This is a genomic window from Bdellovibrio sp. HCB185ZH (assembly GCF_047302455.1).
GTDB lineage: Bacteria > Bdellovibrionota > Bdellovibrionia > Bdellovibrionales > Bdellovibrionaceae > Bdellovibrio.
Map to the genome: position 1 here is coordinate 2,970,059 of NZ_CP178624.1, position 13,571 is coordinate 2,983,629.

13 protein-coding genes are annotated in these 13,571 nt (G+C 45.7%); 6 read left to right on the forward strand and 7 right to left on the reverse strand.

Going from position 1 to position 13,571, the window contains the following annotated elements:
* Positions 1-38 precede the first annotated feature (38 nt).
* The 3 genes from ACLSU7_RS14530 to ACLSU7_RS14540 form a co-directional block, all read right to left on the reverse strand.
* Positions 39-1,289: a radical SAM protein gene (locus tag ACLSU7_RS14530; RefSeq protein WP_413292638.1), complete on the reverse strand. Its 1,251-nt coding sequence runs from the start codon at positions 1,287-1,289 to the stop codon at positions 39-41.
* Positions 1,290-1,488: 199 nt separating this feature from the next.
* Complete coding sequence (locus ACLSU7_RS14535; protein ID WP_413292639.1) at positions 1,489-1,767, reverse strand: hypothetical protein; 279 nt, start codon at positions 1,765-1,767, stop codon at positions 1,489-1,491.
* 9 nt (positions 1,768-1,776) lie between these two features.
* Positions 1,777-2,253, reverse strand: coding sequence for a hypothetical protein (locus tag ACLSU7_RS14540; protein WP_413292640.1), 477 nt, complete (start codon positions 2,251-2,253; stop codon positions 1,777-1,779).
* Positions 2,254-2,464: 211 nt separating this feature from the next.
* On the opposite strand from ACLSU7_RS14540, the gene ACLSU7_RS14545 reads away from it, so the two are divergent.
* Positions 2,465-3,445, forward strand: a complete 981-nt coding sequence (locus tag ACLSU7_RS14545) for an MBL fold metallo-hydrolase (protein WP_413292641.1) — start codon at positions 2,465-2,467, stop codon at positions 3,443-3,445.
* A 61-nt stretch (positions 3,446-3,506) separates the two neighbouring features.
* On the opposite strand, the gene ACLSU7_RS14550 is transcribed toward ACLSU7_RS14545, so the two are convergent.
* Positions 3,507-5,768, reverse strand: coding sequence for a transglycosylase domain-containing protein (locus ACLSU7_RS14550; protein WP_413292642.1), 2,262 nt, complete (start codon positions 5,766-5,768; stop codon positions 3,507-3,509).
* A 111-nt stretch (positions 5,769-5,879) separates the two neighbouring features.
* Between ACLSU7_RS14550 and ACLSU7_RS14555 the strand changes: the two genes are divergently transcribed.
* From ACLSU7_RS14555 to ACLSU7_RS14570, 4 genes are all read left to right on the forward strand, one after another.
* Positions 5,880-6,527: a co-chaperone GroES gene (locus tag ACLSU7_RS14555; RefSeq protein ID WP_413292643.1), complete on the forward strand. Its 648-nt coding sequence runs from the start codon at positions 5,880-5,882 to the stop codon at positions 6,525-6,527.
* A gap of 10 nt (positions 6,528-6,537) precedes the next feature.
* On the forward strand, positions 6,538-7,968 hold the full coding sequence (locus ACLSU7_RS14560) for a hypothetical protein (RefSeq protein WP_413292644.1): 1,431 nt from the start codon (positions 6,538-6,540) through the stop codon (positions 7,966-7,968).
* 207 nt (positions 7,969-8,175) lie between these two features.
* The gene (locus tag ACLSU7_RS14565) at positions 8,176-8,865 is read left to right on the forward strand and encodes a hypothetical protein (protein ID WP_413292645.1); all 690 of its coding nucleotides are present in this window, start codon (positions 8,176-8,178) and stop codon (positions 8,863-8,865) included.
* Between the two features lie 9 nt (positions 8,866-8,874).
* Complete coding sequence (locus ACLSU7_RS14570; RefSeq protein WP_413292646.1) at positions 8,875-9,243, forward strand: hypothetical protein; 369 nt, start codon at positions 8,875-8,877, stop codon at positions 9,241-9,243.
* Between the two features lie 78 nt (positions 9,244-9,321).
* Here the strand turns inward: ACLSU7_RS14570 and ACLSU7_RS14575 are convergent, their stop codons facing one another.
* On the reverse strand, positions 9,322-10,800 hold the full coding sequence (locus ACLSU7_RS14575) for a hypothetical protein (RefSeq protein ID WP_413292647.1): 1,479 nt from the start codon (positions 10,798-10,800) through the stop codon (positions 9,322-9,324).
* A 314-nt stretch (positions 10,801-11,114) separates the two neighbouring features.
* On the opposite strand from ACLSU7_RS14575, the gene ACLSU7_RS14580 reads away from it, so the two are divergent.
* The gene (locus ACLSU7_RS14580; RefSeq protein ID WP_413292648.1) at positions 11,115-12,302 is read left to right on the forward strand and encodes a KamA family radical SAM protein; all 1,188 of its coding nucleotides are present in this window, start codon (positions 11,115-11,117) and stop codon (positions 12,300-12,302) included.
* A 51-nt stretch (positions 12,303-12,353) separates the two neighbouring features.
* Here ACLSU7_RS14580 and ACLSU7_RS14585 read toward each other — a convergent pair whose 3' ends face one another.
* Both ACLSU7_RS14585 and ACLSU7_RS14590 read right to left on the reverse strand, forming a co-directional pair.
* The gene (locus ACLSU7_RS14585; RefSeq protein WP_413292649.1) at positions 12,354-12,815 is read right to left on the reverse strand and encodes a hypothetical protein; all 462 of its coding nucleotides are present in this window, start codon (positions 12,813-12,815) and stop codon (positions 12,354-12,356) included.
* Positions 12,816-12,963: 148 nt separating this feature from the next.
* Positions 12,964-13,530 (reverse strand): hypothetical protein, encoded by a 567-nt coding sequence (locus ACLSU7_RS14590; RefSeq protein WP_413292650.1) that lies wholly within the window; start codon positions 13,528-13,530, stop codon positions 12,964-12,966.
* Positions 13,531-13,571 lie beyond the last annotated feature (41 nt).

Sequence of the window (13,571 nt, forward strand, 5' to 3'; positions counted from 1 at the left end):
CGCGAGGCTTTACTTTCTTGATGTGGGTCGTAGTTTTTTTAGTGTTTTCCATAGTCACTGTCCTCTTGAATATCAGTCTGACGACTTTTTTTAAAGTATAAAATGGCTGTTCCGACCAAGCTGCGGGTTCTTTCGCAGAATTGACCGTTTTTCTGATGTTTTGAACCCGTTGCTTCCTTGTGAACATACATACAGCCGCCACCGCAGAGGAATCTGGCCCAGCAGCTTTGGCAGTTGTTTTGTTCAATCAACGGGCGTGAGTACTCTTCGAGTGCGGCCTCGGAAACCTCCGTGCCTTGACCCACTTTTTGGGCGTTGTTGCCAACATCCCAGGGGCAGGTGAAGAGGTTGTTACGTGCATCGACGACCAGGAAGGATTTCCCGGCGCCACAGAAGTTTTCAGTACGACGTTGTTCATCCAACGCCGAAAAAATTCGATTAAAAAAGCTGATCTTACGAAGTGCAGCCTCGCCACCTTGAGAGTATGCCATGGCTGCGATCAAGCGCATCTCGCGCGTGAAAGTATCACTGGCCTCCTGATTTAAATCAGAAACGCTGTAAGTGAATTCGTAAGCATCCGCTGGGAATTGACGATAAAATTCATAGGCCTCTGTCACGTGCATATTGTCTGCAGTGAAAACACCATGCAACGTGATGGAACCGAAATTTTCTTTGCGAGCAAAAAGTTTTTGCAGGCCTTCAACGACCACTGCCGTGCTGCCTCGACCGTTTTTCATAGGGCGAGCGGCATCGTTGTACTTGGCGTCGCCATCGATACTCACAGAGATATTGCATTTGATTTCTTCAAGCAAAGCGATGTTTGCATCTGTCAGCAAAGTTCCGTTCGTCACAATAGAAAACTGGGCACGAATGTTTTTTCCCGCTGTCATCAACTTCACATAGTTGGCAATCGCACGTATGCCTTCTGGATAAAGAAGAGGCTCACCACCAATAAAGCCAATACGGAAAGTTCCCGAGTCAGAAACTTTCTCCAAAAAATATTTCAGTTGCGGGAGAGTTTTTTCCACCGAGATTTTTGTTTGAGCCGCGCCATAAGTTCCATCTCCACCGGCCGCACAGTAAGTGCATTTCAAATTGCAAATTTGCGTCACGTTGATGGTCAGCGCACGGATTTCTTTGCCTGGAACTGTCGTTGTTGTTTCGGGATTGATTTCGTTGTTCCAGTCAGTCAACACGGACTGAAGGGAGTCGTTGGAGGCTTGGGTCATCTCCGCCCAAAGCTCTTCGGAGATGTCGGCAACCTCTAGATTTCGCGCATGAAAAGCCACTGGGGATTCCCCAGGCGCACGAAAAGCAATGATGTCATTTTGTCTCCGAATTTCCATACTGCAGAAGTAAGCAATAGGCGTACCAATTCGGACGCTCGCGGATATAAATTTATTTGAGTGATTTCATGTACTTACGTCGCATGTTTTGGCTGCAACGTATTATAGGTGGGTGCAAAAGGAACCGCCATTCGAGTAATCCTTACTCGAGAGGGCGGGATGACACCTTTTTCGAGCGATACTCCATTGAGTTTAGAAAGAGCAGCCCCAGAATTCCGGCGGTGGTTCCTTGCATGACGTCAGTGAATTGCGAGGGGAGTAAAGCCCAACCGGCCACGCTGAGCCAGATGGACCAGAGGCTTATTGAAAACAAGGTCCGTGTGGATTTATCAGTCCACACTGCATGCAGACTGATTCCGATCATGGACCACAAGTAGAGATCGGTGGCGATATCTAAAATTCGAACATCTGAAATTTGCATGGGAAATTCCTAGTGAGTGTGAACTTCGAAAGGAACATCGGCTTGAGGACTGACACCGAATTTGCGATAAACCTCTTCCAAGATTTGCTGTTTGAATTGTTCCTGGTCACGACGAGCGCATTCTTCAATGGCTTCGTTCATTAGAATTTTCACGGTGTTGATTCCATACGCGCCCATAACTACAACGGAAAGGATCGCAACTGATTGAGGGGTGCGGATGTTGAGCAGCACTTCGGCGCTGTGTGCGAATGCTTCTTTAACCATTGGTGCTGCTGCAATCATCATCAAAGGTTCGATGGAAATCCTGACCACCTTGTAAGTCTCTGTCATCGATTTCACTTGTTTGCAGGAAAGTCCGATCGAAGTGTCGGCCCAATTTTGATAGGACGTTTGCAGATCACAGACATCGGCCATCACGTCGGCGCGAGCCTGTTGGGTGGATAAAATGAGCAAAAGTGTAGCAGATGTTAGGAAGAACTGTTTCATTGGAAAACCTCCGAGTCGAGGTTGAGCAAGGGGCATGCCTATAAATTAGTCTCTCAAACAGGTTTTATGCTGGATTTGCCGTCACGGAAATCCGGAATTCAGAATTAGGTCCGGTACGACCGAAACTCAATGGAGAGAGTCACTACCTAGGTCGGTCCTAGGATAAAATATTAATTTGATTCGTGTTTATTCTGAGGCATCCTTAGAAGGTATGTCATTCTCCATAAAATTTTGGGGCGTTCGTGGCTCTTTGCCATCGTCTCCACCACCATCAGTTTGGGCACAACACATTGAGGGAGTTCTTCAGAACTTTTTCACTGCTGGTCATCGCAGTGCCGATCAGGTTTCCACGTACATTCGAGGCATGGAAGAACCTGTTGTGGGTGGTTATGGATCTGCAACAACATGTGTTGAGCTGAACTATGGCAATGATCAAATCATAATCGATGGTGGCAGTGGCATTCGTTCAATCAGCGAAAAAATTCTTAAAGGCACGGCGACTCGTAAAAAAGGTCCTTACCATATTTTCATGACTCACTTTCACTGGGATCATGTGATTGGTTTGCCATTCTTTGTGCCGCATTTTATTCCCGGTGAAGAAATTCATTACTATGCTGTGCAACCAGAACTGGAATCTTTGATTCGTGGGTTGTTTAAAAAACCTTACTTCCCGGTACCGTTTGAAGCACTTCAGGCGAAAATTCATTTCCATGTTTTAGAACCGCGCAAAACGATTCAAGTCGGCGAGTTCAAAGTGACGCCTTACCAGTTGGATCATCCAGATCCTTGCTGGGGTTTCAAAGTTCAGGCGAACGGGAAAACTTATGCGCATTGTGTGGATACGGAAGGTACGCGCGTGACTCAAGAGGAGTTGGGTGCGGATTTGCCATTGTATCAAAATATCGATTTGATGTATTTCGATGCGCAGTACACGTTGCCGGAGCTGGCAGAAAAAGCCAACTGGGGTCACAGTGCTGCTCAGGTGGGATTGGAAATCGCCTTCCGCGAAGGCATCAAACGAGTTCTTTTTGCGCACCATGATCCGGGCGCTCGCACAGATCATGTCCTGGAATTACGTCGTCAAACTCGTGAGTATTATGAAGCCGTCGCTCGGGCGTCGGCCGCTAATAACGAGATTCTTCCGAATGTCTCCTGGGATTTTGCCCATGAAGGATTGGAAGTCGTTCTTTAGTAGGTAACAGTTCCCTTTTAGGAATGCGCTGCATTCCTAAAAGGGAACTGTTACCTCGAGCCTAGGGCTCCGTGCCTTTTCTGAAAATCAATTCAACTGATGTCGGATCGAAGGGAGCCTGAACAGCGTTTAGGGCTTTCAATGTTTCTTCGTCCAATGTCACCTTCACAGTTCCTTCGGGCCAAGGGAAATCATCTGCAGGATAGCGACTTCCGATTTTTTTCATAAAGTCAGTCCATACCGGAACTCCGCCGCTTGAACCAGTCAGTTTATGTTGGAGGTTGTTGTCATATCCAACCCAAACGATTGTCGTTAAGTAAGGTGTAAAGCCACTGAACCACGCGTCTTTGTTATCATTCGTAGTTCCGGTTTTTCCTGCGGCGGGATTCGTAAATCCGTTTAGTGGAATCGCTCGAGCAGAACCTGATACGATTACCTGTTTCATCATGCTGATAAGGCTTGCAACCGTCGCAGGATCTTCAACTTGTCTTTCGTGCGAATCGAAAGTGTAAACTTCATTGCCTTCGGCATTCACGGCTTTGCGAACAAACGAAATATCGCGACGAAGCCCCATGTTGGCGATCGTCATATAGCTTTGCAGAACTTCACGCGGGTACATTTCAAATGCTCCCAGGGTCAGTGAAGGGAAAGCTTTCAGTTCTGAATCAATTCCGAATTTGTGAGCGATGTCGACGATATTACCGATGCCCACTTGCATGCCCAGATTTGCTGTCGCGGCATTCATGGAGTTTTTCAAAGCATAGAACATGGGAACTTGGCCGTAGTATTTTTTGCCATAATTTTCTGGCGCCCAAGTTTGTCCTTCGTATTTAATCTGCTGTTTTTCATCATTCAAAAGCGTGATCGGGGAGTAAGGTTTTCCCTCGGGAGTTTCATTCATCAGTGCCGTCAAATAAACGAAAGGCTTCATGGTTGATCCGACCTGACGGTGACCATCGATCGCGCGATTAAACTGCGTCATGCGATAGTTACGACCGCCCACAACCACATTTACTAGGCCGGTGCGGTTATCGCCCGCCAGGACAATGCCTTCCAGACTATTGCCTTTTTCTTTAAGGCCTTTGATGTGCTTATTGGATTTTTCAAGACCGTCCAAGTGATTGCGCAAAGATTCTTGAGCCGCTTGTTGCGCTTCCAGATCTAAGGCAGTGTAAATTCGCAATCCCTCGACAGGAATTTTTAACGAGTCCAATTGTTTGCGAACCGCATCCAGATAGTATGGTGCTGTTTCAGTTGCCAGAGTGATCGGAGCACTTGGTAAAGGCATATGATCTGCTGCTGTCATTTGCGCTTCGGTGATAAAATCCAAACCTTTCATTTTATCCAAAACCAAGTGGCGACGGCGTTCTGCGTTCGCTGGTTTTTTGAAAGGGTTGTAGAGTCCCGGGCTGTTCACAATGGCAGCTAACAAAGAACACTCGGATAAATCTAAATCAGAGACTTCTTTGTTGAAATAATACCGCGCGGCTGCGCCGTAGCCACGGACTTGGAAGGAACCATTTTGTCCCATATAGATGACATTCAGGTAAGTCTCAAGAATTTCATCTTTGTTAAAGCGCGACTCCAACAAGATCGACATGATGAACTCGTTGTATTTTCTTTTGAATGTTCTTTCGCTGGTCAGGAAATAGTTTTTCACTAACTGCTGTGTGATGGTGCTGCCACCTTCTTTGCGACCCGTGGTGATATTTTTGACTACCGCACGCATGATGCCCTTAATGCTGACTCCGCCGTGCTCCAAAAACTGCGCGTCCTCGATGGCCATGATGGCATTGGAACACGTCGGAGGGACTTCGCCCAATGTCACGGTTTTTTGCATTAAAGGTTCGTTACCGATGTACTGTGCCAAAAGTGGTGCTTCGCCGTAAGCAGTCTGTGATTCCTGGAAAGGGGCTCCTATCAAGATTTTCGAGATGGTGCCATCGTTTTGGAAAACCAAAACTTGGATGCTGGAATCCACTTTGTCTGTTGCGACATCTTTGTTCACCCAGGCAAAACAAGCGATCTGGTTTTCATCAAGAGGCAATTGCAGGCGTGCGCTGCACTGCTCTCTGTCTGCCAGGAAGTAATCTCCTTGCAAAAGACGCTGATCATAGTCACGGCGGCGGTAGTTTTGATTCTTAAACACGCCCTCCACAACATTCGCTTGAGCGCTGTTGCGCACGCTGAAAACTCGCGGTCCTGCATAGTACTCCGTAGGTACAATGAAACGCTTGGACTCAAGCTTCTGTGACATCTCTTTTTCGAGAGAGAAATAGGAATAGACACCAATCCCAAGGCCCACGATGATTGCAAGCGTCACGAGGATTGTAAAACGAATTAAAATGGTCTTTAATCTTGGTCGCAACATGCACATAAGAGTAGTACGAAATATAGACACTGTTGAAGTGTTTTTTCGTGAAAGGGATAAGTTGTGGCTAAGAAGAAATCTTCTGCTAAGAAAGCCGTAAAAAAGACCGCAAAAAAGGTCGTTAAAAAAGTCGCAAAATCAGTTTCCAAAAAAGCACCGGCAAAAAAATCTGCTGGTAAAGTCACAAAGAAAGCTCCAGCAAAAAAAGCTTCAGTGAAAGCAGCTCGAAAAGCTGCTAAAAAAACGGTTGCTAAGAAGGCCGCTCCTAAAAAAGCAGTCTCCAAGAAAGCCGCTCCGTCTTCTGTAAAAAAATCATCTGCAGCCAAAAAGCCAGCAACTGTTGCTGAAGCAAAAGCGCCAGCAATGGCTCATTTGGTAAAGCCAGCGGCGAAAAAGTTGGTGGATCTAAGTGATTTTGTCACTCCACTGGATGATCGCTTGATTGTGCAAACATCAGGTTCTGATCGCATGTCTGCGAGTGGCTTATTATACATTCCAGACACTGTGGCAGATGTTTCGGGGAATCTGCATGGAACAGTGGTTTCCGTGGGCCGTGGTCATGTGAATAAAAAAGGTCATTTGACGCCAATGGAATTGAAAGTCGGGGACAAAGTGGTGTTCTCGCAATACTCCGGTTCAAAAATTAAATTACAAAATGAAGACCTCGTCATCCTTCGCGAAACTGAAGTGATGGGCGTGGTAGAAAAGTAAAGGAATACAAATGTTGAAAGCACATTTTCTAAAAGTATTGGGTCTTTCCCTTGCTTTGTCGTCAACAGCGGCTCAAGCGATGTCTTTAGACTGGTCAGGTGGATACCGTGCGGAATGGACAGAGGTTGATAAACCTTCTTTGACTAATCCGACAGAGCGCAAAGCTTACGGGTTGAATTATTTGTACCTGACTCCGAAAATCATCGCGGCTGATGGTGTAAACATCATTTCTCGCGTGGATATTTTCAACAGCGATATTTATCCAGGTTCTCAGCTAGGTACTATCTGGGGGATGAATACTTCTGACAACCAGACAACTTCTGGAAATCAAGGACCGGCAACTGTTTCTGCAAGTCAGTTGTACTTGAACGTGAATCAAGAGTTCGGTTCTTTGATGGTGGGTCGTGTGCCATTCGATTTCGGTATGGGCATGATGTATTCCGCCGGCAAAGGTCAGTTTGATCACTGGTACAATACTCGTGATATGGCCGCTTACAAAATCATCGTAGGCGACTGGTTCTTGATGCCAATGTTGGGTCGCATTGTTGCTAACGATTTCGGTCAAGGTAACAACCAGACATTCTGGGGTGCTCAACTTCAATACGAAAATGTTGAAGCAAAATCTGTGATCGGCGTTTACGTTGAACAGAAAAAAGGTGCTCGCACGACTTTGAACTACACAGCTGATCAGATTGCTGCGTACACAGGTGGCGCTGCTGGTACAGTGGGTGCTGACATGAGCATCAACACGACAAGCTTCATCTTGGGTCGTGCTTGGGATTCTTTCGGTTATAAAATCGAAGGTGCTTTCCAATCTGGCGAAACAGGGATTCAAAAAGGTTCAGAGAACGTAGCTTTGGATGGTTACGGTCTAGCTGCGGAATTCTATTTTCCGGCAAGAGAATCTAAATGGGATTGGTCTTTGAAAACAGGTATGGCGACGGGTGATACGGGCGCAACGAATTTCAGCGGTTTTGCGTTTAATAAGAACTATGATGTTGCAATGTTGATGTTCAATCACCGTTTGGGTGGTGCTGACTTCTTCAACACGAACGCTGTTAAACCGGTTGCTTCTGCAGCTTCTGGTACAACTTTGGGTGTTGGTAATTCAGCGGACGATGAAAGTGTTGGAAATGCTTTCTACCTTGCTCCTTCAGTGAATTACACGATCAACGAACGTTTCTCTCTTCGCAACACCGTGGTTTATGCACAATTGATGAACACGCTTCAAAATTCTGTTGATGCTAAAAAAGATTTAGGCCTAGAATGGGATATCGAGCTTGTTTACAAACCAATTGAACGTGTTCAATGGGTGAATCAGCTTGGTCTACTTTTCCCTGGAGAAGCTTGGAAGAATGGTTCCGCAGCCAGCGTTCCTCCTGGAAATTTGGGTAATGACTTTACATTTGGATTCGTTTCTAAAGCCGCCATCAGCTTTTGATAACAACTTGATTGCAACTTGTACGACAGCTTGATGACATAATTTTACATCTTGTTTGGTGGTGAGCAGGCCCCGGGGGGAAACCCCCGGGGATTTTTTTATTAAAGACTCCTGCCCCTAACCCCTGCGGGCTTGCGCGAAAAAATCCCGTCCTGGGATTTTTTTATCTGGAATTGCCTTTTCGTCGGTTCATCCTATGATGATTCGATGAAAACCGTCCTTATTCTCTCTGTTTTTCTAATCCTCAGTGCCTGTGCGCAGAAAGCTCCAAGGCCTATGGATCTTCCCAAGTACAATCGTCTGATCAATGTTCCTTTGACTTCCAAATATTGGACTGTGGCTTTCGATGGCGGCGGCGAAGTAAAGTTTAATGTCGATGGCACCGGGGATTTGGTTTTCTATCCCCAAACGGCAAAGACCTCTCTGCAAACTTTCGCGAGCCTTTTGCTGTTAAAGAACACTCTGACTTCGCCAGTGAATAACTATGTTGTGAAAATGGAAGTCACAACAATTCGACAACTGCGCTCATCGACACCTAATGATTGGGAAGTTTTTTGGTTCGTCAGCAACTTCCGCAAAGATCCGCATCTAGTTAAAACTGCGAATTACTTTATTCAAAAACCAAACTCCGGTGTGGAGCTCGGGCGATTCTTTGAAGACAAGGGTCAGAAGTTTTTAATGACATCCGAGCAATCAAAACAGGACGTCGGCGCGCGCGTGACTTACTATTTTGCCAAACAGGGCCAACGTTTTCGTGTTTTTCGTGACGGGGTTCAGATTATGGACTACCACGGTAGCCAGATGCCGGAAGCGTTGTACGATCAGGCAGGGGCTTTGGGTCTATATACCGAAGACGCCGAAGTTCGCGTTCACTCGTTTGCATTTCAAGTCTTGTAAGGAGTTTGTATGAAAAAGTTCTTCGCGATGTTTGTGACTTTGATGATGTCAGTTTCTGCTTTTGCAGGTAACTGGAAATTAGTGGCAACGGAAAACATTTTCCCTAATGCTCCACAAATGAAAATCTATCCCGTAAAGTCCAAAGAAGCCTATTCGCAAATCCTGGTGCGAGTAAATCGTGGCACCGTAAGAATTCAAAATCCACTGATCTGGCTTAAAAACAAAGGCCAAGTTTCCGCTTTCACAATTCAAGGCGATTACCGCGGCCCCCGCGACGCCAGCGCAAATTTCCTGGCAGACTCCGTGCGCGACATCCGCATGAACGTGATCAATCTCGATCGCAACATGCCTGCACAATTTCAAATTTATCTTCGTTAAAATTCTTCATCTGCAGAAATAGGAAACGGGCCCGTCATGGACCCGTTGGAGGATTCTGCTATTGTAGTTTCATCGCGATTACTGGCGAGGAACTACCTGGATACCATTACCAACTGTCGATGGTACGCCACCTGTTCTTAGATTTCCCATGTTCACAACACCTGCTTGAGTTTGAGGTACTGCGAATTGTTGTTGCGGCATAAACTGTTGCGGCTGACCTACGAACTGTTGTTGTGGTTGGTTCACAAATTGAACCTGTTGTTGCGGTTGCGCGAACATCTGTTGTTGTTGCGGAGCTGCTGCCACACCGTTATTCGTTGGGACTTGGATCGGCATCAAATTCGTTTGAGTGAATTGTGTATTAGGCACAATTACTCCTGTTGTCTGCATTTGTGTTTGGATTGGGTTGCCACGCACGCGAGTGTAAACTGAATCGCCAATCTGTAGAGTTTCTGGAGTACTACCTAGGCGACCGTTGCTGTAATCTACCCAAACTTGGTTCAATTGCCCTTGAAGAGCTGAAGACAATTTAGTTGCTTGAGACATTCCGTCTGACACATACAAAGCTTGAGAAATCATTTTTTGTAAATCATTGTCAATCGTTCTGGAAGTATTCATTCTCCAGTTAGATTCATTCGTTAATTCCAGCTTTTCTGTGCCTTCTGAGTTCTTTGCACGAGCGTTCAAGTTATCAATAAATTTCAATTCAGCTGCTTTTACGGCCGCGGAAGATTTAACCAGCGCGGCTTGAAGTTGAGCGTGGTCTTCAGGAATGCTTGCAATGATGTCTTCCATTGGTTTTAGGATTGTTAATGTCGTTTCAACTGGTTCATCTCCACCGTTAAGTGCGAACTCGTACTGAGCTTTTCTGTTTTTCAAAACCATGTCTGCTTGAAGTGGAAGAACTTTGCGTTGGATGAATGATTTTACTGCTGCGTCTTCAATTTCTTCAGAATCAGTTTTTTCCAAAAGTTTAGCAAGACCATTAGACAAGCACTCAAGTTGTTTCATGCCTTTTTTCTTTGCTTTGCATGATTCTGCAATAGAAGCTAGGGAAGCAGAGAATGCTGAAGTTTCTTCTTCTTTCTCAATTTCCTCTTCTTTCGGTGCTCTCTTAGTTTCTTTTACTACTTGTTCTTCTTTAACGCCTCGAGCAGAACGTTTGCGAGCTTCGCCGCGGGATTCGGAAGCGGCAACTGCTTTTGGTTCAACTTTGGACATTACTTTCATTAGATTCATATTAAGGACATCAACGCGTGTCGAGAATGGCTTGTCGATGACTGCTTTATCCATACATGTGTCGCAATCTACTTCGGCGCCGGATTCGGTTAGGATTTTACGATATTCAACGAGGGTTTGGTTATCATTGAACTTTGAGTATTTGGCTTCATAGACACCGTCTTCACGAGTGATCTCGTCGACCTTCACGTCTTCAGTGGATGCCATCTCTGTAAATGAAAAACCTTTCACAGATTTTGGTGGTGAGATATTAAATCCAAGCACGGCTAATAGAACACCGGTCATGGCCCATTTCTTTTGTGTATCGTTGAATTTCATAAAGTCCTCCTAATTAATGGGTCTTCCAGACCCTTTTTCCTACTAGAAGGTAAAGCGAAGTGCGCGCCAGTTCAGGGGGCCGAAGCTGCCACAGATAACCCCGCGAATATCTTGTCTATTCTCATGTTGAGATCGGTGTCCTATAAAAACTCACATGTCGAACTTCTGGAGTTTCACTCTGAGAATTGAAAATACCTACGGAAAATCGGTAGGTTACGTCTACAGGAGGCGTGATTCTGAAAAAGCCGCCAAAATGCCACTTTGTGGCGCTTCCGCTTGCGCATAGACGTAAATTCATTGATAACACCCTCTCAATGAAGCTGCATTTCCCTCACTCTCGTAAACCTGCTGATATCGCTGAATCTGATTGGAACAATTGGACTTGGCAGCTTCGTCATTCGCTTAAGACCAAAGCTGATTTTGAAAAAGCTTTTGAACTGACGGATAACGAACGTGCGGCTTTCAGCGAAGGCAGCGAGCTTTTTAATATTCGTACAACGCCTTATTATGCGAGCCTTGCTGGCGGTGAAGGTGAATCCATTCGCCAGATCTTAATGCCACAAAAGTTTGAAATCGAAGAAGGTTTGCAGCAAATGCTGGATCCTTTGGGGGAGCGTAAAAACAATCCTGCTCCTCGCGTGATTCATCGCTATTCCGATCGCGTGTTGTTTTTGATCACAGATATTTGCAGTGTTTATTGCCGCTTCTGCACACGCAAACATTTTACGGGGCAGGAACAAGCTTTCATTCGTAACGAAGAGTACGAAAAAGCCATCAGCTATATCAAATCTCATCCTGGTATTCGCGAAGTGATCTTATCCGGGGGCGATCCATTAACGGTGAGTGACGGTCAATTAGATCGCGTGCTGAGTGACCTGCGTGCGATCGAGCATATCGAGATTATCCGTATCGGTTCACGTATGCCGGTGGTGTGCCCGATGCGAATCACCGATGATTTGGTGAAAATCCTAAAGAAGCACAAGCCCGTATTCTTGATGTCGCACTTTAATCACCCCAATGAATTAACCGCGGAAGCCGCTGCTGGTCTGGAAAAGCTGGTGGATAACGGTGTACCCGTGATGAATCAGATGGTGTTGCTAAACGGCGTAAACAATCATCCTGCTTTAGTTCAAGCATTGAATCGTCGCTTGTTATTCTTGCGAGTCAAACCGTACTACATGTTCCAGTGCGATCCTTCGCAAGGAACAGATCACCTGCGCACTTCGATTGAAGATTCTTTGGAAATTCAAAAAGAGTTGTGGGGGCATTTATCAGGGCTAGCGATGCCGAATCTCTCCGTGGATATTCCTGATGGCGGTGGCAAAACTTATCTGGTACCAAATTTCGAAACGTCTCGTGACGGCAACGTTCGCAACTACACAGGTTGGGACGGCGTGAATGCAAAATACGTAAGCCCGCCTGCGGATAGAATCAAAAAGCCAGAGCTGCATCACTATCTAGAAGAATGGAATCAATTAAAGTCCGCGAAGGCTCCGAGGTAACAGTTCCCTTTTCGGAATGCATCGCATTCCGAAAAGGGAACTGTTACCTGTTTAAGGACGGTAATCTAGTTCGAGGATGCCGTAGTCGTTTTCTACGCCGACAGAGAAACTGAAATACTCAACATCTGGTTTGCCGTTGAACTGTAACCACTGCGACATGGAATCGAACTTGCGCGGTTCAGAGTTGCGATCCGTCACCCAGTACAAAACTTGGAATGCTTTTTTCTCGAGCTTTGGATGATTGTATTCTTGAACCAGGAAATGCACGCGGAATTCGCGAAACATTTTCGTTCCTTTACCGCACCAAACATCCCAGTCCCAAGCGTCGGGGCGATCGTAAACGTGGGAGCAGTTCAGAATAATTTCACCGTCATTGCTCATCCAGCGAAACTTGACGTTGTCTTCAGTCACAGCTTTAGGGCCGATAAGTTTAAATCCGGGGCGGGGTGCCGCGAAAGATGCAGCAGAAACTAAGAGGCTAAGAACCACGATGAAATACTTAATTGTTGTCATACTAAAAGCGTAACAACTTGAAAGGCAAAATCAAAAGCTTCGTGACTCCGGGTAGGACTCCAGCCCAGTAGTTTTAGAAAACCAGACCTGCAAAATAAAAAAGGCCCTGGTTGCCCAGAGCCTTTCGTATTCAAACTTTAAGAAACAATTAGTTCCAGAAAAGAGAGAAGTTTAGGAATGCAATGTTGATTCCCATGTCCAACTCACCTTTTTTCTCAAGACGAATTTCTGGAGTGTATGTGATGCTGTCAAAGATTTGGAAGCGTTTACCACCACCGATGAAGAAACCGAATTGGTTTTCGTAGTCAGTGTGATCGTAAACAGAGTACAAACCCACACCAGCTTTAGCAAAGAATGAAGTTTTCAAGTCAGATTGGAAGTTGTAAGCACCAATCGCCGCTAGGTCGATAAGTGTTTCGCTTTCGCCTGTGCCAGACCATGCTTTAGAAAGAAGTTGAAGACCACCTTCGCCGCCCACTTGCCATCCGTCTTTCAAATAACGAAGGTAAGAAGCGCTGACTGTGATTGCTGTACCGCTGTCGCCATCAACAACCTGGTTGCCAGAAACGAAACGACCTTGAGTAAGGTTCGTTGTTACTTCGTTCAACGGCTGAGAGCTGTAAGAAGTGAATGAAGTTGAAGAGTAATCTTTCGCAGATGCTACAGAGCAAACTGCAGAAGCGATCAATGTTGCTGCTACAAAAAGTTTTTTCATGATGAGACTCCTTTAATTGTTCAACAAAAATGATTGTTGTT

Coding starts and splice junctions, on each gene's coding strand:
- ACLSU7_RS14570 (WP_413292646.1), top strand. CDS start 8,875: ATGAAAAAGTTCTTCGCGATGTTTGTGACTTTGATGATGTCAGTTTCT.
- ACLSU7_RS14585 (WP_413292649.1), bottom strand. CDS start 12,815: ATGACAACAATTAAGTATTTCATCGTGGTTCTTAGCCTCTTAGTTTCT.
- ACLSU7_RS14580 (WP_413292648.1), top strand. CDS start 11,115: ATGAAGCTGCATTTCCCTCACTCTCGTAAACCTGCTGATATCGCTGAA.
- ACLSU7_RS14545 (WP_413292641.1), top strand. CDS start 2,465: ATGTCATTCTCCATAAAATTTTGGGGCGTTCGTGGCTCTTTGCCATCG.
- ACLSU7_RS14575 (WP_413292647.1), bottom strand. CDS start 10,800: ATGAAATTCAACGATACACAAAAGAAATGGGCCATGACCGGTGTTCTA.
- ACLSU7_RS14560 (WP_413292644.1), top strand. CDS start 6,538: ATGTTGAAAGCACATTTTCTAAAAGTATTGGGTCTTTCCCTTGCTTTG.
- ACLSU7_RS14565 (WP_413292645.1), top strand. CDS start 8,176: ATGAAAACCGTCCTTATTCTCTCTGTTTTTCTAATCCTCAGTGCCTGT.
- ACLSU7_RS14540 (WP_413292640.1), bottom strand. CDS start 2,253: ATGAAACAGTTCTTCCTAACATCTGCTACACTTTTGCTCATTTTATCC.
- ACLSU7_RS14535 (WP_413292639.1), bottom strand. CDS start 1,767: ATGCAAATTTCAGATGTTCGAATTTTAGATATCGCCACCGATCTCTAC.
- ACLSU7_RS14590 (WP_413292650.1), bottom strand. CDS start 13,530: ATGAAAAAACTTTTTGTAGCAGCAACATTGATCGCTTCTGCAGTTTGC.